The sequence below is a fragment of the Pseudomonas sp. GW456-E7 genome, assembly GCF_059424105.1.
Map to the genome: position 1 here is coordinate 70,526 of NZ_JBWKZB010000028.1, position 16,848 is coordinate 87,373.

Here is a 16,848-nt window from a genome sequence, read left to right on the forward strand (position 1 = left end):
CCTCTTTTTACCCCCATTTTCGGCACATTTTTCTGCGCAAACGTTCAACCACTACCGTTCGTCGGCAGCCCATTCATGTAACCTGGCCTTCACGCCGATGTGCATTGATCGGCGCTAAATGGATTTAGCGAGTGAGCCGCAACGGCTCACAGCCAACACTTCATCCATTCGCGAGTTCGCCCTATGTTCGACTCACTGTCCATCCGCCTGAAAATCGTCCTGCTGTCCGGTCTGTGCCTGCTGGGGGTAGTCGCCCTGATAGTGGGCATGAACATCTACCAGACCAATCAGAACGATGATCTGGTCAGCGATTCCAGCAGCAGAATGCTCACTGCCAGTGTGCAGGATCTGCTCCAGGCCAAGGCCGCCGAGCAGGCGGTGCGGGTGCAGAAGACGTTCGGTGAAACCCTGACGGTGGTGACCGCCCTCGCAGACCAGATCCAGGACATGCGCAACCTGGCCGCCAAGCGCTCGCTCGAGCCCGGCGTCTTGCGAGAAGAGTTGAACCAGAGCCTGAAAACCGCCTTCGAACGCAACGCCAAGGTGCTGGGCATCTGGCTGGCCTTCGAACCCAACGGCCTGGACGGCAAGGACAGCGAGTTCGTCAACGACGCCGCCCGTCAATCCAACGAGATCGGGCGTTTCGCTACGTACTGGAGCCGCGCCGGGGGTGATGCCCTCAACACGATCATGGTCGAAGAGGACATGACCAAGACCACCCTGAACCTCAGCGGCAATCCGTACAACGTCTGGTACACCTGCCCTCGGGACAGCAAGCGCATCTGCCTGCTCGACCCCTATGCCGATACGGTCGGCAACAAGGAAATGTTGATGACCACCATTTCCGTCCCGCTGCTGGTGGAGGGCAAGTCCATCGGCGTGGTCGGTATCGACATCGCCCTCGACGCCCTGCAAGCGGCGGCGGTCGACTCTCAGCGCGACCTGTTCAACAGTGCCGGGCACATGCTCATCGTTTCCGGCACTGGCGTGCTGGCCGCCTACAGTGTCGATGCCGGCAAGGTCGGCAAGAGCATCGGCGACACCCTGGGTGCCGACGGCAAGGACATCCTGCAACTGCTTGGCAGCGGTGCACCGAAGATTCTCCAGCAAGGCGACCTGATCCGTGCGGTGTACCCGGTCAGCCCGATTGCCGATGCCAAGGCCTGGGCCGTGGTGATCGACTTGCCCAAACAAGTGCTGCTGGCCGACTCGGTGAAGCTGCAAGCGGTACTCGACGATGCCCAGCAAAGCGGCACGATCAAGGCCTTGTCGGTGGCGGTGATTGCCGGTGTGATCGGCCTGCTGCTGATGTGGCTCACCGCGTCCGGCGTGACCCGACCGATCAACAGCGTGGCGCAAATGCTCAAGGCGATTGCCAGTGGCGACGGTGACCTGACCCAGCGCCTGCACTACAGCAAGCAGGACGAACTGGGCGAACTGGTGAGCTGGTTCAACCGCTTCCTCGACAAGCTGCAACCGACCATCGCGCAGATCAAGCAAAGCATCACCGATGCCCGTGGCACCGCCGACCAGTCTTCGGAAATCGCCCGCCAGACCAGTGAAGGCATGCAGGTGCAGTTCCGCGAAATCGACCAGGTCGCCACCGCGTCCAACGAAATGAGCGCCACGGCCCACGATGTCGCCAACAGTGCCTCGAACGCGGCCAACGCCGCCAAGGGTGCCGACCAGTCGGCCCGCGACGGCATGTCGATCATCGAACGCAGCACCCGCGACATCAATCAACTGGCCGACGAAGTCAGCAAGGCCGTGACCGAAGTCGAAGCCCTGGCGGTGAACAGCGAACAGATCGGCTCGGTGCTGGAAGTGATCCGCAGCATCGCCGAGCAAACCAACCTGCTGGCCCTCAACGCGGCGATTGAAGCGGCCCGTGCCGGCGAAAGCGGTCGCGGCTTTGCGGTGGTCGCCGATGAAGTGCGCAACCTGGCCAAACGCACCCAGGATTCGGTGGAGGAAATTCGCCTGGTGATCGAACGCATCCAGTCCGGTACCCGCGGTGTGGTCGCCACCATGCACTCGAGCCAGACCCAGGCCCACAGCAACGCCGGGCAGATCCAGCAGGCGGTCCAGGCCCTGAGCAAAATCAGCGACGCGGTCACCGTGATCAGCGACATGAACCTGCAAATCGCCAGCGCCGCCGAGCAGCAAAGCGCCGTCGCCGAAGAGGTCAACCGCAATGTCTCGGCGATCCGCACCGTCACCGAAACCCTGACCGGCCAGGCCACCGAGTCGGCGCAGATCAGCAGCCAGCTCAACACCCTGACCACCCACCAGATGAAGTTGATGGATCAGTTCCGCGTGTAACCTTTAAAAGATCGCAGCCTGCGGCAGCTCCTACAGAGATCAATGTAGGAGCTGCCGCAGGCTGCGATCTTTTGATCTTTTGTTCTATGCTGCCCTCTCGCTCCGGAGGGCCTTCGATGACTGATCTGCTCACGTCCATTCAAGCCGCACTCGGTTTGCCTCACACCCCGATTCCTTTCACGTCCAATGGCGCCCTGCCCTCTGCATTTGCCGTCACCGAACTGGCTTGCGCGAGCATCGCCGCCGCCGGCCAGGCCGCCAGCGAACTGCTGCACCAACAGACCGGACACCGGCCCGACCTTGAAGTGGACCGACGCCTGGCGTCCTTCTGGTTCGCGACCTCGATTCGCCCCATAGGCTGGAACGTTCCACCGCTTTGGGACCCGGTGGCCGGCGACTACGCCACCCGCGACGGCTGGATTCGCCTGCACACCAACGCGCCCCATCACCGCGCCGCTGCCGAACGCGTGCTCGGTGCCTGTGCCGACCGCGCAGCGATGGCCGGCAAAGTGGCGCAATGGGCGAAAAGCGAGCTGGAACAGGCGGTGGTCGATGCCGGTGGCTGTGCCGCCGAAATGCGTACCTGGGATCAATGGCAGGTCCATCCTCAAGGCCAGGCAGTGAATGCCGAACCCTTGGTTCTGTTCGCCGACCACCCAAGCCAGAGCCACAAACCCTGGACAGGTTCAGTGGCCCGCCCCCTGGCCAGCATCAAGGTGCTGGACTTGACCCGGGTACTGGCAGGTCCCATCGCCAGCCGCTTTCTGGCAGGCCTGGGCGCCGATGTCCTGCGCATCGATCCACCGACCTGGAACGAGCCGGGAGTGGTGCCGGAAGTCACGCTGGGAAAACGTTGCGCGCGTCTTGATCTGAGCGACAAGTCCGACCGCGACGTATTCGAATCCCTGCTCAAGGACACCGACATTCTGCTCCACGGCTATCGTGCCGATGCGCTGGAGCGACTTGGCTTGGGCATGAATCAACGCCGGCAACTGAGCCCCGGCCTGATTGATGTTTGCCTCAACGCCTATGGCTGGAGTGGCCCCTGGCGAAATCGCCGGGGCTTCGACAGCCTGGTACAGATGAGCAGTGGCATTGCCGAAGCCGGCATGCGCTGGAAGTCGGCGGCCAAGCCGACGCCATTGCCGGTGCAGGCACTCGATCACGCCACCGGGTATTTGATGGCGGCCAGTGCGATCAGGTTGTTGGCGGGACGGTTGAGCGACGGTACAGGTGGCTCGGCGCGATTGTCGTTGGCGCGCACCGCGAAGTTGTTGATCGAGCAGGGGGCCGGCCCGGATGAGTCGTTGCGCGGCGAAGATCAACAGGATCTGGGGACGCTGGTGGAGCAAACGTCCTGGGGGCCGGCGCATCGGTTGCAGGTGCCGCTGAAGATCATCGGGACGCCACTACAGTGGACATTGCCCGCGACTGAACTGGGTTCACATCCCGCGCAGTGGTGGTGACCGTCAGATCGCCTTCGCGAGCAAGCCCGCTCCCACAGGTGATTTCGCCGTGCAGACATCAGGAGTCCCTCCATGCAACGCATCGACCACAAACTGCCCTGGAGCCACCTGGGCACTGAGCGCACCCTCAGCGTGTTTCGTTATGGCGCGGGGCCGCGCAAGGTGTACATCCAGGCCAGCCTGCACGCCGACGAATTGCCGGGCATGCGCACGGCCTGGGAGTTGAAGAAGCGCCTGACCGAACTTGAACAACAGGGACAGTTGAACGGTGTGATCGAACTGGTGCCGGTGGCCAATCCCATTGGCCTCGACCAGCACCTGCAAGGCAGCCACATGGGGCGTTTCGAGCTGGGTAGCGGCAAGAACTTCAACCGCTCGTTCGTCGAACTCAGTGCGCCGGTGGCCGAGCGGGTCGGTGATCGCCTCGGCAGCGATGCCCAGGCCAACATCACGCTGATTCGCCAGACCATGGGCCAGGTCCTCGATGACTTGCCGGCAGCGACATCGCAGCTGGAAGCCATGCACCGCCTGTTGCTGCGCCATGCCTGCGACGCCGACATCACCCTCGACCTGCATTGCGATTTCGACGCGGCGATCCACATCTACGCGTTGCCGCAGCACTGGCCACAATGGCGATCCTTGGCGGCGCGTTTGCAGGCCGGCGTGGCGCTGTTGTGTGAGGACTCCGGCGGCAGCTCGTTCGACGAGTCCTGTTCTTCGCCCTGGTTGCGCCTGGCCCGGGCGTACCCGGCGGCGGCCATTCCCCCGGCCAACCTGGCGACCACGCTGGAGCTGGGCAGCATGGGGGACACCCGGGTCGACCAGGCCCGGGCCAATGGCGAGGCCATTCTCGGCTTCCTCGCCGAGCAGGGTTTCATCTCCGGCAGCTGGCCGGCGGCACCGGCCGACTGCTGTGAAGGCATGCCGTTCGAAGGCACCCAATACCTGTTCGCACCGCATCACGGCGTGGTCAGCTTCCTGCGTGAAGCCGGGGAGTGGGTAGAGAAGGGCGATGCGCTGTTCGAAGTGGTCGACCCGTTGAACGACAAGGTCACCACCGTGAAGGCCGGCACCAGTGGCGTGCTGTTCGCCATCGATCGTGGGCGCTACACCCAGCCAGGCACCTGGCAGGCGAAAGTCGCCGGGCGTGAACCGATTCGGGTGGGGAAGTTGATCAACGACTGAGCCCGGAATTTTCTTTGTCTGTACTGGCCTCTTCGCGGGCAAGCCCGCTCCCACAGGTTTTGTGAACACCACAAATCCAGTGTGGGAGCGGGCTTGCTCGCGAAGGCGGCATCAGCCACACCCGAGATGTTCCTGCCTACTGCACAGTGTTAGGCTCTTGCGCGAATCCTGCATTCCGTGAAGGAAGACCCATGTTGAAGATTCTCGCGCTGCTCACGCTGTTGGCATCCACTGCCGTCCACGCCCAAACCCCGTTGCAAACCGACCTGCCACTCAAGTACCTGGCACAAGCCACCACCGATTCGAACCATCAGCCCCTGGTGATTTTCCTTCACGGTTACGGCAGTAACGAGCAGGACCTGTTCGGCATCAAGGACGACTTGCCCGCGTCCTACACCTACCTGTCGGTGCGGGCACCTTTGGTGATGGAGGCGGGCAGCTATCAGTGGTTCCGCAAGAAGGGCGAAGGGGCCTACAACGGTGAGACCGATGATTTGAAGTCCAGCGGCCAGTTGTTGCTGGACTTCGTCGCACAGGCGACGAAGAAATATCACACCGAACCCGAGAAGGTGTTCCTGGTCGGTTTCAGCCAGGGCGCGATCATGTCTTACGAAGTGGGCTTGCGGCACCCCGAAGCGCTCGGCGGGATCGCTGCGTTGAGCGGGCGGATCCTGCCGGTGCTCAAGTCCGAGCTCAAACCGGATGAAAAGCGCCAGTCGCTGGCGATTTTCATTGGTCATGGCGAGCAGGACAAACGCCTTCCCTACAGCGACGGTACCGAAGCCAACAGCCTGTTGCAGAGCGTGTCACTCGAACCCGAGTTTCACGGCTACCCCGGTGTTGGCCACAACATCAGTGCCGAAGAGATCCAGGACCTGAGCGCCTGGTTGCAGCGTCTTAACCCCTGAGCCTTATTTTCCGCTGACGATCTGTTTGATCAGGGTTTCATGGGCCGCCATGTCGCCAGGGCGGGAAATCACCTGGACCACCGCCATGCGGGTGCCGGAGGCGGCCATCAGCGTGGTGGTGAGGGTCATGCCACCGCCTTGCGTGGCAGTGCCGTCGATCTGGCGCAGGCCCAGCCCGGATTTCTGGGTCAGGGTTTTCTCGCTGAGCTTGTTGTAGTCGGGCAGGGACTTGTGTTGCGCCGCATCGAAGTCGGCCACGGTGCCGTCGAGGAACCCGCCATCGTTGTCCTTGACGCTGATGCCGTTGGGCAGGGTGTTTTCAGCGGCGATCACCACGGTCTTGGTGGTTTCATTGCTGTACAGGGTGCCGCTGGCACCGTCCGGGCTGGCCGGCAGCGGGTTGGCGATGAAACCCTTGGGCAGGTTGAAGGTGAACTTGCTGCCGAGCATCGAGACTTTCTGGGCTGGCGCATCGCTGGAAGTGGCCTTGGCGGCCTGCGCATTCAAAACCCCCAGGCCGGTAGCGGCTGCCAGCAGCAGGACAAGGGCTTTTTTACTCAACAAAGACATCGGAATCTCCAGGGATGGGCGCGCGGTGGGGCGCGATCATCCCACGGAGGTTGTGCTGCATTCCAGCTTGCCCTACTGAGCGGTCACTTTGGCCGAGTGGCGATCTGGAGGTGAGGCGACTTTCATGTGGCGGGAGCTTGCTCCCGCTGGGCAGCGAAGCGGCCCCCTGCTTTCTTTCAGATGTACTGTGCAGGCAGGATTGGCGACTGCTTCGCAGCCGAGCGGGAGCAAGCCCCCTCGCCACAGGCAAGCCCCCTCGCCACATTGATCACTCTTGCTCGCCCTTGAAGGTGTCGACGCCAATCAGTTCGTAGGGCGTTTGCAGTTCTTCGAGCAGCAGGGCAACTTTCATCGAGGCTGATGTTGAAGCAAACCCGTTCGATTGACGTACGGGGTCGTTGTTCTACTCGTGCGAAACCATCGAACGGGTTGCGGGTGCTTTTTCGGGCGCCTGTGCGGTGGCAATCACCGCGCCAGCGATGATCAACAGCGCCGGCACGATCAGGATCGGGCTGGCATGGCCATGGCCATGGCCGACGACGATCAGCAGCAGGGTCGAGATCAAGGGCGCCAGGTAGGACAGCGCCCCCAGCGTCGCCAGGTTGCCGTGTTTGGTGGCGTGGTCCCAGGCAAAGAACGCCAGGCCAGCCGGCCCCAGGCCGAGGACGACGATCGCCGCCCATTGATTGAGGTCAGGCCACACGGTGGTTTCGAAGGCCAGGTGGCAGACCAGCCCGGCGACGGCCGACATGCCGCAGATGCCACCGATGATGCTGCTGGGCACTGCGCTGAATCGACGGTTGAACACCGAGTAGCCGGCCCAGATCAGCGCGCAGCCGAACGCCGCCAGATACCCGGCGACGGGCATGGTCGCCGCCGTGTGTGTGGCGCGTTGCTGCATGATGAACGCCGTGCCCGCCAGGCCCAGTACCGCACCGAGCACCTGGCGCTTGTGCAGTTTTTCGCCGGCGGCGAAGGCCGAGAGCAGCACCAGCATCAACGGCCACAGGTAATTGATCAGGCTGGCTTCGGCGGCAGGCGCGACCTTGAGCGCGAAAAAGTACAGCGCGTGATAAACGAAAATCCCGACGAAACCGGTGGCCCAGACAGCCCAGGGCTGGCGCCAGCTGCTGAACCCGCTCATGCCATGGCGGCCGAGGGTGATCAGGCTGGCGGCAAACGCCACGCCGAAACTCAAGGTCAGCAGTTCAAAGGGCGGGATGCCTTCGGTGAGGGTGGTCAACAACGCCAGGCAGGACCAGAGGAAGATCGCAATCACGCCCACGGCGGTCGCCGATCGGGCAGTGCGCAAGCGAGATGCAGTCATGTCTGTTCCTTCAGCGCTTAGAGGCGGGCAACATCCTGGCCCGATGACATCATGCAGCTTAGCGTTTGATGGCTGTTCCTCCAGTGTCCGTCGTCGGGCCGACCGGCCGCGCCAGCAAGCGTTTGGTCACCCCCAGCATGGCCACCGACACCGCAACGCCCAGGACAAAGGCGTTCATCCCCATCGACGGCAGGGCCAGGGCCAATACCAGGCAAAACGCGGCGAACGAATACATGCCGGTGGCGGTGGCGCGCAGCAACGCGGCGGTAAAGGCCGGGCCACGGGTTTGCTGGGAGAACACCGCCATCACGCTGCCCAATACCGGGAACACCGCCAGCAGGCCGCTCCAGCGGTCGCCGACGGTGCTGGCCAGCAGCGTCACGACCAGGGTGAGCAATGCACCGGCCACCATGCGCAGCACAAGCTTGTCGGATTTCGGCCCCGGGCCACTGAGCACCGGTTGCACGGCGGGAAACAGATAGGGCGCGGCGAGCAGCGCGGTCGCGGCGGCGCACAGGGAAAACACCAGGGATCCCGGGATCAGCGACAGGACAACCGCCACCAGCGCCCAGACCGACAGCGAGATCAGCAACGCCAGTGGCCATCCGGCCCGTTGTGCGACCTGGGCGTAGGTCACGCAAAACGCAATCATCGCGAACATGGCCGACAGCGCTGCAGTGGCCGATTGCGCAGCGAACGCCTGGCCTTGCTCAAGGGCAAGGAACAACAGGATCGGTCCGACCACCACCGGCAACCCCGACAGCCAACCGGCCACGCTCGGTCCCCAGCGTTTGCCGGCCAGGGAAATCAGTAGCAGGAAGCCTGGGATTACCAGCAGTTTGAGGATCAGCACGCGCATGTCTCCGACCTGTGTGAGGTGGCAACGGTAACATTGCAGCGGCTGGATTGCTTTATCTGTATGCAGATTTTGTATACATAAAGACCTTCTGAATTTGTACGAAAGGATCTTTTGTGCCTGCGTTTCTGAGCATCTGCGGTGATCAGTGGGGCGGACAGTGGGTTGATTCTGTAGTTTTTGGGGGGACTCGTCGGGCCTCTTCGCGAGCAAGCCCGCTCCCACATTTGACCGAGTTGTCCAGACGAGCGCGGTCCACTGTGGGAGCGGGCTTGCTCGCGAAGAACGATGACGCGGTCCAACTGAAAAAAACGCAGGCAAAAAAGAACCCGGTGCGACTTGCATCGCACCGGGTGTTTGTCCAGACGGCGACGGATCTTCGTGGGTCCCCGCGCCGTCTGTTGAACGCTTTAAGCCCTTTCGAGCGCCAGTGCCACGCCCTGACCGCCACCGATGCACAGGGTGGCGAGGCCTTTCTTGGCATCACGCTTGAGCATTTCATGCAGCAAGGTCACCAGCACGCGGCAACCCGAAGCACCGATCGGGTGGCCCAGGGCGATGGCGCCGCCGTTGACGTTGACCTTGTTCAAGTCCCATTCCAGGTCCTTGGCCACCGCCAGCGATTGCGCGGCGAAGGCTTCGTTGGCTTCAACCAGGTCAAGCTGGTCGATGTTCCAGCCGGCCTTGTCCAGGCAACGACGGGTGGCCGACACCGGGCCGATGCCCATGATCGCCGGGTCGACGCCCGCGTTGGCGTAAGCCGCGATTCTTGCCAGTACCGGCAGGCCCAGGGCCTTGGCCTTTTCGGCGCTCATCAGGATCACGGCGGCGGCACCGTCGTTCAGCGACGAAGCGTTGCCGGCAGTCACCGAACCGTCCTTCTTGAAGGCCGCCTTGAGTTTGCCCAGGGATTCGGCAGTGGTGCCGGCCCGTGGCTGCTCGTCGGTGGCGAAGGACAGCGGATCGCCCTTGCGCTGCGGGATCAGGATCGGGGTGATTTCATCGACGAAGCGCCCGGCTTCGATGGCGGCCACGGCTTTCTGCTGCGAGGCGGCGGCGAACGCGTCCTGCTGCTCGCGGCTCAGGCTGTACTTCTCGGCCAGGTTCTCGGCGGTGATGCCCATGTGGTAGTCGTTGAACGCGTCCCACAGGCCATCGCTGATCATGGTGTCGACGATCTGGGCGTGGCCCATGCGCAGGCCGGTACGCGCGCCGGGCATGACGTAGTTGGCCAGGCTCATGTTTTCCTGGCCGCCGGCGATGATCACCTCGGCATCGCCGCAGCGAATCGCCTGGGCGCCCAGGTGCAGGGCCTTGAGGCCCGAACCGCAGACCTTGTTCAGGGTCATGGCCGGTACGGCGAAGGGCAGGCCGGCCTTGATCGCGGCCTGGCGCGCAGGGTTCTGCCCGGCGCCGGCGGTCAGCACCTGGCCCATGATCACTTCATCGACTTGCGCAGGGTCCAGGCCGGTCTGCGCCAGCAACTGGCGGATCACCGCAGCGCCCAGGTCAACGGCAGAAACATTGGCCAGGGAACCCTGGAAACTGCCGATCGCGGTGCGCGTGGCGGCAACAATGACGACTTCTTGCATGGAATGATTCCTCACTGGGCAGCGAACTGCATTTCCGGAACGTGGTCCGGGACGATCAGTTTACCAGCGGTCTTGGCGACGATTTCCTCAACGCTGACGCCAGGTGCGCGTTCCTTGAGGACAAATGCGCCATTTTCGATTTCCAGGTAGGCCAGGTCGGTCAGCACGCGCTTAATGCACCCGGCGCCGGTCAGCGGCAGGCTGCATTGGGACAGCAGCTTGGACTCACCGTCCTTGGACGCGTGGGTCATGATGACGATGATGTTGTCTGCGCCGGCCACCAGGTCCATCGCGCCGCCCATGCCCTTGACCAGCTTGCCGGGGATCATCCACGAGGCGATGTTGCCTTGCACGTCGACTTCGAAGGCGCCCAGCACGGTCAGGTCGACATGGCCACCGCGGATCATCGCGAAGGACTCGGCCGAAGAGAAGATCGAAGCGCCGATGCGCGCGGTCACCGTTTGTTTGCCGGCGTTGATCATGTCGGCATCGATGGTTTCTTCAGTAGGGAACGGACCCATGCCCAGCAGGCCGTTTTCCGACTGCAGCATGACTTCCATGCCTTCGGGGATGTAGTTGGCGACCAGGGTCGGAATGCCGATGCCCAGGTTCACGTAGAAGCCGTCCTGCATTTCGCGGGCGACGCGTTGAGCCATTTGTTCGCGGGAAAGTGCCATTGTCGTTATTCCTTCATTCGGTCCGGGGGCAGGGGATCACTTACGCACGGTGCGCTGTTCGATGCGCTTCTCGAACGTGCCGCAGATGATCCGGTCGACGTAGATGCCTGGGGTGTGGATCTGCGCCGGGTCCAGCTCGCCGGGTTCGACGATTTCTTCGACTTCGACCACGGTGATCTTGCCGGCGGTGGCGGCCAGCGGGTTGAAGTTCTGGGCGGTGTGGCGATAGATCACGTTACCGAAATGGTCGGCTTTCCAGCCTTTGACGATGGCGAAGTCGCCGGTGATGGACTCTTCCATCAGGTACTTGCGGCCATGGAATTCACGCACTTCCTTGCCTTCGGCAACCGGAGTACCCACGCCGGTAGCGGTAAAGAAGGCCGGAATGCCGGCGCCGCCTGCGCGCATTTTCTCGGCGAGGGTGCCTTGCGGGGTCAGGATGACTTCGATTTCGCCCTTGAGCAGTTGCTCTTCGAACAGCTTGTTTTCGCCGACGTAGGACGCCACGACTTTGCTGATCTGGCGGTCGGTCAGCAGTACGCCGAGGCCGAAACCGTCGACGCCGCAGTTGTTGGAGACCACGGTGAGGTCGCGAGTGCCCTTGCGCTTGATCTCGGCGATCAGGTTTTCCGGGATGCCACACAGGCCGAAGCCGCCAGCGATCACGGTCATGCCGTCTTCAAGACCTGCCAGAGCTTCCTCGTAGGAACTCACGCGCTTGTCGAAACCTGCCATATGCACCTCTTTTATTCTTTGTGGGCGGCTGGCTAGCCGAATGGGAAGGAGTGTCTCGCCGAAGTATTCATTTGTTAAGTTGATTTTTAAGGTTGATTAATAGATAAAACTCAACAGTGCGTAGGAGCTGCCGAAGACTGCGATCTTTTGATCCTGTTTTTTGGCGCAAGATCAAAATCAAAAGATCGCAGCCTTCGGCAGCTCCTACAAGACCCGGGAGAGATCGAGTATGACCGTCAAGCAGATCCGTGCCTTTCTGGCCGTGGCCCAGAGCCTGAGCTTTGCCGTGGCCTGTGAACGCCTGCACCTGTCGCAATCGGCCCTGAGCCTGACCATCAAGGCGCTGGAGGAGGGCCTCGGCGGGCGCCTGTTCACCCGCAACACGCGCAACGTGGCGCTCACCGCCGAAGGCGAATCCCTGGTGCCGTTGGCGCGCCGGTTGATCGCCGACTGGGACAATGTCGAAGACGAGCTGCGCCAACGCTTCACCCTGCAGCGCGGTCGCGTGACCCTGGCGGCGATGCCATCGTTCGCCGGCAACCTGCTGCCGCCGATCCTCAAGACCTTCCGCGCCCGTTACCCGAACGTCAACGTGACGGTCAATGACGTGATCAACGAGCAGGTGCTGGAAATGGTCCGTGACCGCCAGGTTGAACTGGGGGTGGCGTTCGAGCCGACCCAGAGTTCGCCGCTGCAATTCACGCCGTTGTACATCGATCGATTCGTGGCGGTGGTGCCCCTGGATTCGGCGCTGGCCGAACTCGATGACATCGATTGGCAGACCCTGCTCAAGGAGCCGTTCATTACCTTGCAGCGACCTTCCACCGTGCGGGTCATGCTTGAAGAGCACCTGCAGGCCCGCGGCATGAAGCTGTCGGTGGAGTTTGAAAGTCATCAACTGGCAACGGTCGGGCGCATGGTCGCCAGCGGCCTGGGCGTGAGTGCGGTGCCGGCCTTGTGTGCCGGGCAGATGCGTGAGCTGGGGGCGCGCTGCATTACTTTGCGCGATCCGGTGGTGGAGCGGGCGCTTGGCGTGTTGACGTTGCCGGGGGGAGAGCTGTCGGCGGCGGCGCAGGCGTTGTTTGATGTGCTGAAGGAAGAAAAATTTGGGGAAAAGCTTCTCTGAAATGAGCGCAGGCCCCTGTGGGAGCGGGCTTGCTCGCGAAGGCGGAGTGTCAGCTACATCAATGTGGTTTGACCCACCGCTTTCGCGAGCAAGCCCGCTCCCACAGGGTGTTGTGTTGATCAGGAAGACAGGCGTTGGGCCAATAAGGGTAAGAGCTGCTCGCATGACCCTTCGATCTTCATATCCAGAATGTCATCCGCCCGGGTCTTGCCCAGGTTGATCGCCATCAACGGCTTGCCCTGGTCCACCACCGCCCGGCACAAGCGAAACGCCGAATAGGCCATCAACGAAGACCCGATCACCAACAACCCGGCAGCCTGTTCAACGGCCGCCATCGCCTTGGCCGCCGTGGCCTGCGCGACGTTCTCACCAAAAAACACCACATCCGGCTTCATCCGTTCCCCGGCGCAATGCGGGCAATGCGGGACCTGGAAACGTGCCTCGAAGGCCGGGTCGAGCAAGGTGTCGCCGTCCGGCGCCTGCACCGCGTCGACGCCGGCCAGGTACGGGTTGCGGGTTTCCATCAAGCGCTGGATCGAATCGCGCTCGCAGAGCTTGCCGCAATCGAGGCACAACACCCGGTGCAAACTGCCGTGGAGTTCGATCACGTCATGGCTGCCGGCCTGGTCGTGCAGGGTGTCGACGTTCTGGGTGATCAACCCGCTGATCTGCCGCGTGCCCTGCAGCCGGGCCAGGCTGTCGTGGGCCACGTTCGGCTGCGCCACGCGCACCCGTGGCCAGCCGAGCATCGCCCGTGCCCAATAGCGTCGCCGGGACTCCGGGGCCGAGAGAAACTCCTGGTACATCATCGGCTGCCGGCCCCGCCGCACGCCTTGGTTGTCGCGGTAATCGGGGATGCCCGAAGGTGTGCTGATGCCGGCACCGGTCAGCACTGCAAACGGCGCGTCGGCCATGCGTTGATGGAGGCGGTCGAGTTGTTCGTGGATCAGGCTGTCGAGCATGTTCAGCACTCTGGGGCGCAGATTGGCATGGCCTTTTGTAGGAGCTGCCGAAGGCTGCGATCTCTTGACGTTGCTTTTAAAAAACAAGATCAAAAGATCGCAGCCTTCGGCAGCTCCTACAACCCTCGGGGGTTATTTACGTGCCTCCAGAATCAGGTTGAACGGCGTTTCCGTGGCCCGACGAAAACGGCTGAACCCGGCCTCGCTGAACACCTTGCGCAACCGCGCTTCACCGGCCTGGGCGCCGAGGCCGAGGCCGACTTCCTGGGACAGCGAGTTCGGCGTGCAAATGAAGGTCGAGGCGGCGTAGAACAGGCGTCCGACCGGGTTGACGTTGTCGTCGAGCAAGTCATTGGCGTAGGGCTCGACCAGCAGCACCGTGCCGTCGTCTTTCAACGATTCATAGGCATGTCTGGCCGCGCCCACCGGGTCGCCCATGTCGTGCAGGCAGTCGAAGTAGCAGACCAGGTCATAGTCGCTGCCGGGGTAGCTTTTCGCCGTGCCCTGGAAGAACCGGGCCCGACTGGACACACCACCTTCTTCGGCCCTTTGGGTGGCGACGGTGACGGACGGCGCGTGATAGTCGAAGCCGACGAAGCGCGAATCCGGAAATGCCTGGGCCATGATCACCGTCGAGGCGCCGTGGCCGCAGCCGATGTCCGCCACTTTGGCCCCGGCTTCCAGTTTGGCCACCACGCCGTCGAGGGCCGGCAACCATTCGGCGATCAAATGGGCTTTGTAGCCGGGGCGGAAGAAACGTTCGGTGCCGCTGAACATGCACGGGTGATGCTCGCCCCAGGGCAGGGCGCCGTTGCCGCGCATGGCGTTGACCAGCTTGTCCTTGTCGTGGAAAAACGACGCGACCACGCCTATGCCCCCGGCGATGTAGACCGGAGAGTCTTCGATGGCCAGGGCCAGGGCTTGCTCCTCAGGAAGGCGGAACTGGCCGTCGCGGTGTTCCATGTAGCCGGAGGCGGCGTGGGCGCTGAGCCATTCGCGCAGCAGGCGGGTGTTGCAGCCGGTTCTTTCGGCAAGGGTTTCGGGGGTGATGGGCTGGCTGTCGGCCATCGCCCGGTACAGGCCGAGCTCTTCGCCGAGGATGACGTTGGCGAGCATCGCCGCGCCGCCCATGTCATTCACCAGTTTGCCCATGAAATCGTTGAGTCTGGCCTCGTCCATCACATGTGCTCCTTTGGCAGGATCACGGTCCAGAGGCATTGTATGGCGAGGCATGCGCCGCTGGGCGGTGGTCGTGGGGATGTGCAGGGCACCAAGCGGGTCCTGCGTGCATTTAGTTTAGTTCGGGCCTTGTACCGCGCGGTCTGGCGCGACGAAAGCAATATGTTCCTGACCGATACTGGACCCTGTGGGAGCGAGCCTGCTCGCGAACGCGGTGGCTCAGGCAAAGGCTTTTCGCCTGTAAAAACGCTTTCGCGAGCAGGCTCGCTCCCACAGGATGGCGTGATGTATCTCACTGTATCCAATCTGCCTTTCGATACAGTCCCGCGCAACTTCAGGGTCCAGCCGAACACAGTCCCGATACACCCTTTCGATTAACTGTGTCTCAAGGCGGGCACCGGCCCGCGCCCTTGGACACAGGCGAGATCGATACCATGCAGACATCCATTCCCCCCGTAGCCAAGGCCAGCGCCGGGCTTGGCCTGCGTCGCGGTTTACTCAAAGACCTGCAAGCGGCCCCTGTCGGCAGTTTCGACTTTCTGGAAGTCGCGCCGGAAAACTGGATCGGCATTGGCGGCGCCCATGGTGCGGCGCTGCGGGCACTGGCCGAACGTTATCCGTTGTCCTGTCACGGGCTGTCCCTGTCCCTGGGTGGGCCGTCGCCGCTGGACGTCGATTTTTTGCAGGAAGTCCGGGGTTTTCTCGATCACTACCACGTGCCGCTGTACAGCGAGCATTTGAGCTATTGCAGCGATGACGGTCACCTGTACGACCTGTTGCCTCTGCCGTTTACCGAAGAAGCGGTGCACCACGTCGCCGCGCGTATCCGCCAGGCCCAGGACATCCTCGGTCGGCGCCTGGCGGTGGAAAACGTTTCTTACTACGCCGCGCCCCAACAGGACATGGACGAGGTGACGTTCACCAATGCGGTGTTGCGCGAGGCCGATTGCGACCTGTTGCTGGACGTCAACAACGTCTACGTCAACTCGATCAACCACGGTTTCGATCCCCAGGCGTTTCTCGCCGGTATCGATGCGGGACGGGTGGTGGCCATGCATATCGCCGGGCATTTCGATGAGTCAGACACCTTGAAAATCGATACCCATGGCGCTTCGGTGAAGCCGGCGGTGTGGTCGTTGCTGGCCCGGGCCTATGCCCGGTTCGGTGCTCAACCGACCTTGCTGGAGCGCGATTTCAATTTTCCGGCATTTGCCGAACTGGTGGCGGAATTACAGACCATTCGCCGCCTGCAGCAGGAGGGCGTGAACCGTGGATAAGTCGAGCCTTGTGCAGCAACAAACCACCATGGGCCTGTACCTGCGCGACCCTGAGCACAACGCGCCACCCACCGAAATGGACCCGGCGCGGGCACAGGTTTACCGCGATCTGGTGTTCGCCAACCTGTCTTCGCTGCTCAGTGGCACCTTTCCGGTGTTGGTGAAGATTCTCGGGGATGAGGATTGGCGTTCGCTGGTGCGGATTTTTCTGCGGGACTATCGCGCCCGCACGCCGAAATTCGGTGAGATCGCTCAGGAGTTTGTCGAGTTTCTTGCCAGTGAACCTCTGGCGTTGGCCGATGGGTCGTGGCCGCCGTTCATGGTGGAACTGGCGCATTACGAGTGGGTGGAAATGGTGCTGCAACAATCTGACGCCGAGCCTGTGGCTGCCGGTGATGCGGCGTTGTTGCTGGATCGGCCCTTGCAGGTGTCGCCGCTGGCCTGGCCGTTGGCGTATGCCTGGCCGGTGCAACGGGTGGGGCCGGATTATCAGCCGGACGTTTCACCGGCTCAGCCGACGTTGTTGCTGGTGCGTCGCGCCGAGGACTGGGGTGTGAGGTTTTCCGAGTTGAGTCCGTTGGCGTGGCGGTTGTTGCTGCTTGTTGGCGAGCTTCCCGAGTTGACCGGGCGTGAGCTGTTGCAGGGGTTGGCGGTGGAGGCGGGGGC

The 16,848-nt window shown here is 62.6% G+C and carries 15 protein-coding genes and 2 pseudogenes; 8 read left to right on the forward strand and 9 right to left on the reverse strand.

Annotated elements, in window-relative coordinates; translation table 11 throughout:
- Window positions 1–447 precede the first annotated feature (447 nt).
- The 5 genes and pseudogenes from AC07YV_RS18395 to AC07YV_RS18415 form a co-directional block, all read left to right on the forward strand.
- Window positions 448–1,464 (forward strand): annotated as a pseudogene (locus tag AC07YV_RS18395) (methyl-accepting chemotaxis protein); the annotation flags it as partial.
- A 102-nt stretch (window positions 1,465–1,566) separates the two neighbouring features.
- A complete protein-coding gene (locus tag AC07YV_RS18400; RefSeq protein ID WP_376739137.1) occupies window positions 1,567–2,322 on the forward strand; it encodes a methyl-accepting chemotaxis protein in 756 nt (251 codons plus the stop codon).
- Between the two features lie 116 nt (window positions 2,323–2,438).
- On the forward strand, window positions 2,439–3,788 hold the full coding sequence (locus tag AC07YV_RS18405) for a CoA transferase (RefSeq protein ID WP_102700499.1): 1,350 nt from the start codon (window positions 2,439–2,441) through the stop codon (window positions 3,786–3,788).
- A gap of 72 nt (window positions 3,789–3,860) precedes the next feature.
- On the forward strand, window positions 3,861–4,973 hold the full coding sequence (locus AC07YV_RS18410; protein ID WP_102700498.1) for a M14 family metallopeptidase: 1,113 nt from the start codon (window positions 3,861–3,863) through the stop codon (window positions 4,971–4,973).
- A 191-nt stretch (window positions 4,974–5,164) separates the two neighbouring features.
- Window positions 5,165–5,881 (forward strand): alpha/beta hydrolase, encoded by a 717-nt coding sequence (locus AC07YV_RS18415; protein WP_102700497.1) that lies wholly within the window; start codon window positions 5,165–5,167, stop codon window positions 5,879–5,881.
- 3 nt (window positions 5,882–5,884) lie between these two features.
- On the opposite strand, the gene AC07YV_RS18420 is transcribed toward AC07YV_RS18415, so the two are convergent.
- The 7 genes and pseudogenes from AC07YV_RS18420 to AC07YV_RS18450 all read right to left on the reverse strand — a co-directional run bounded on the left by AC07YV_RS18420 (window position 5,885) and on the right by AC07YV_RS18450 (window position 11,638).
- A complete protein-coding gene (locus AC07YV_RS18420) occupies window positions 5,885–6,451 on the reverse strand; it encodes a DcrB/PsbP domain-containing protein (protein ID WP_102700496.1) in 567 nt (188 codons plus the stop codon).
- A 274-nt stretch (window positions 6,452–6,725) separates the two neighbouring features.
- Window positions 6,726–6,803, reverse strand: a pseudogene (locus tag AC07YV_RS18425) (glutathione S-transferase family protein); the annotation flags it as partial.
- 51 nt (window positions 6,804–6,854) lie between these two features.
- On the reverse strand, window positions 6,855–7,778 hold the full coding sequence (gene yddG / locus AC07YV_RS18430) for an aromatic amino acid exporter YddG (protein ID WP_102700495.1): 924 nt from the start codon (window positions 7,776–7,778) through the stop codon (window positions 6,855–6,857).
- A 58-nt stretch (window positions 7,779–7,836) separates the two neighbouring features.
- Window positions 7,837–8,631 carry a hypothetical protein gene (locus AC07YV_RS18435; RefSeq protein WP_102700553.1) on the reverse strand — a complete coding sequence of 265 codons (795 nt, stop codon included), beginning with the start codon at window positions 8,629–8,631 and terminating at the stop codon, window positions 7,837–7,839.
- A 413-nt stretch (window positions 8,632–9,044) separates the two neighbouring features.
- On the reverse strand, window positions 9,045–10,226 hold the full coding sequence (locus tag AC07YV_RS18440) for an acetyl-CoA C-acetyltransferase (protein ID WP_102700494.1): 1,182 nt from the start codon (window positions 10,224–10,226) through the stop codon (window positions 9,045–9,047).
- Window positions 10,227–10,237: 11 nt separating this feature from the next.
- Window positions 10,238–10,903: a CoA transferase subunit B gene (locus AC07YV_RS18445; RefSeq protein WP_007975748.1), complete on the reverse strand. Its 666-nt coding sequence runs from the start codon at window positions 10,901–10,903 to the stop codon at window positions 10,238–10,240.
- A 36-nt stretch (window positions 10,904–10,939) separates the two neighbouring features.
- Window positions 10,940–11,638 (reverse strand): CoA transferase subunit A, encoded by a 699-nt coding sequence (locus AC07YV_RS18450; protein WP_007975747.1) that lies wholly within the window; start codon window positions 11,636–11,638, stop codon window positions 10,940–10,942.
- 229 nt (window positions 11,639–11,867) lie between these two features.
- On the opposite strand from AC07YV_RS18450, the gene AC07YV_RS18455 reads away from it, so the two are divergent.
- A complete protein-coding gene (locus AC07YV_RS18455) occupies window positions 11,868–12,764 on the forward strand; it encodes a LysR family transcriptional regulator (RefSeq protein ID WP_102700493.1) in 897 nt (298 codons plus the stop codon).
- A gap of 119 nt (window positions 12,765–12,883) precedes the next feature.
- On the opposite strand, the gene AC07YV_RS18460 is transcribed toward AC07YV_RS18455, so the two are convergent.
- Window positions 12,884–13,726 (reverse strand): NAD-dependent protein deacetylase, encoded by an 843-nt coding sequence (locus tag AC07YV_RS18460; protein WP_102700492.1) that lies wholly within the window; start codon window positions 13,724–13,726, stop codon window positions 12,884–12,886.
- 132 nt (window positions 13,727–13,858) lie between these two features.
- Window positions 13,859–14,905 carry a class I SAM-dependent methyltransferase gene (locus tag AC07YV_RS18465; RefSeq protein WP_102700491.1) on the reverse strand — a complete coding sequence of 349 codons (1,047 nt, stop codon included), beginning with the start codon at window positions 14,903–14,905 and terminating at the stop codon, window positions 13,859–13,861.
- A gap of 434 nt (window positions 14,906–15,339) precedes the next feature.
- Here AC07YV_RS18465 and AC07YV_RS18470 point away from each other — a divergent pair, with 434 nt between their 5' ends.
- On the forward strand, window positions 15,340–16,182 hold the full coding sequence (locus AC07YV_RS18470; protein ID WP_102700490.1) for an HvfB family MNIO-type RiPP peptide maturase: 843 nt from the start codon (window positions 15,340–15,342) through the stop codon (window positions 16,180–16,182).
- Window positions 16,175–16,848, forward strand: a 674-nt coding sequence (locus tag AC07YV_RS18475) for an HvfC family RiPP maturation protein (RefSeq protein WP_102700489.1), incomplete at its 3' end; no start/stop codon positions are given. The genes AC07YV_RS18470 and AC07YV_RS18475, both read left to right, overlap by 8 nt.

Bases quoted from the DNA above. Each gene is read 5' to 3' on its own strand.
- AC07YV_RS18400 (WP_376739137.1), top strand. From the start codon at position 1,567: ATGCAGGTGCAGTTCCGCGAAATCGACCAGGTCGCCACCGCGTCCAAC.
- AC07YV_RS18405 (WP_102700499.1), top strand. From the start codon at position 2,439: ATGACTGATCTGCTCACGTCCATTCAAGCCGCACTCGGTTTGCCTCAC.
- AC07YV_RS18410 (WP_102700498.1), top strand. From the start codon at position 3,861: ATGCAACGCATCGACCACAAACTGCCCTGGAGCCACCTGGGCACTGAG.
- AC07YV_RS18415 (WP_102700497.1), top strand. From the start codon at position 5,165: ATGTTGAAGATTCTCGCGCTGCTCACGCTGTTGGCATCCACTGCCGTC.
- AC07YV_RS18420 (WP_102700496.1), bottom strand. From the start codon at position 6,451: ATGTCTTTGTTGAGTAAAAAAGCCCTTGTCCTGCTGCTGGCAGCCGCT.
- yddG (WP_102700495.1), bottom strand. From the start codon at position 7,778: ATGACTGCATCTCGCTTGCGCACTGCCCGATCGGCGACCGCCGTGGGC.
- AC07YV_RS18440 (WP_102700494.1), bottom strand. From the start codon at position 10,226: ATGCAAGAAGTCGTCATTGTTGCCGCCACGCGCACCGCGATCGGCAGT.
- AC07YV_RS18445 (WP_007975748.1), bottom strand. From the start codon at position 10,903: ATGGCACTTTCCCGCGAACAAATGGCTCAACGCGTCGCCCGCGAAATG.
- AC07YV_RS18450 (WP_007975747.1), bottom strand. From the start codon at position 11,638: ATGGCAGGTTTCGACAAGCGCGTGAGTTCCTACGAGGAAGCTCTGGCA.
- AC07YV_RS18455 (WP_102700493.1), top strand. From the start codon at position 11,868: ATGACCGTCAAGCAGATCCGTGCCTTTCTGGCCGTGGCCCAGAGCCTG.
- AC07YV_RS18460 (WP_102700492.1), bottom strand. From the start codon at position 13,726: ATGCTCGACAGCCTGATCCACGAACAACTCGACCGCCTCCATCAACGC.
- AC07YV_RS18465 (WP_102700491.1), bottom strand. From the start codon at position 14,905: ATGGACGAGGCCAGACTCAACGATTTCATGGGCAAACTGGTGAATGAC.
- AC07YV_RS18470 (WP_102700490.1), top strand. From the start codon at position 15,340: ATGCAGACATCCATTCCCCCCGTAGCCAAGGCCAGCGCCGGGCTTGGC.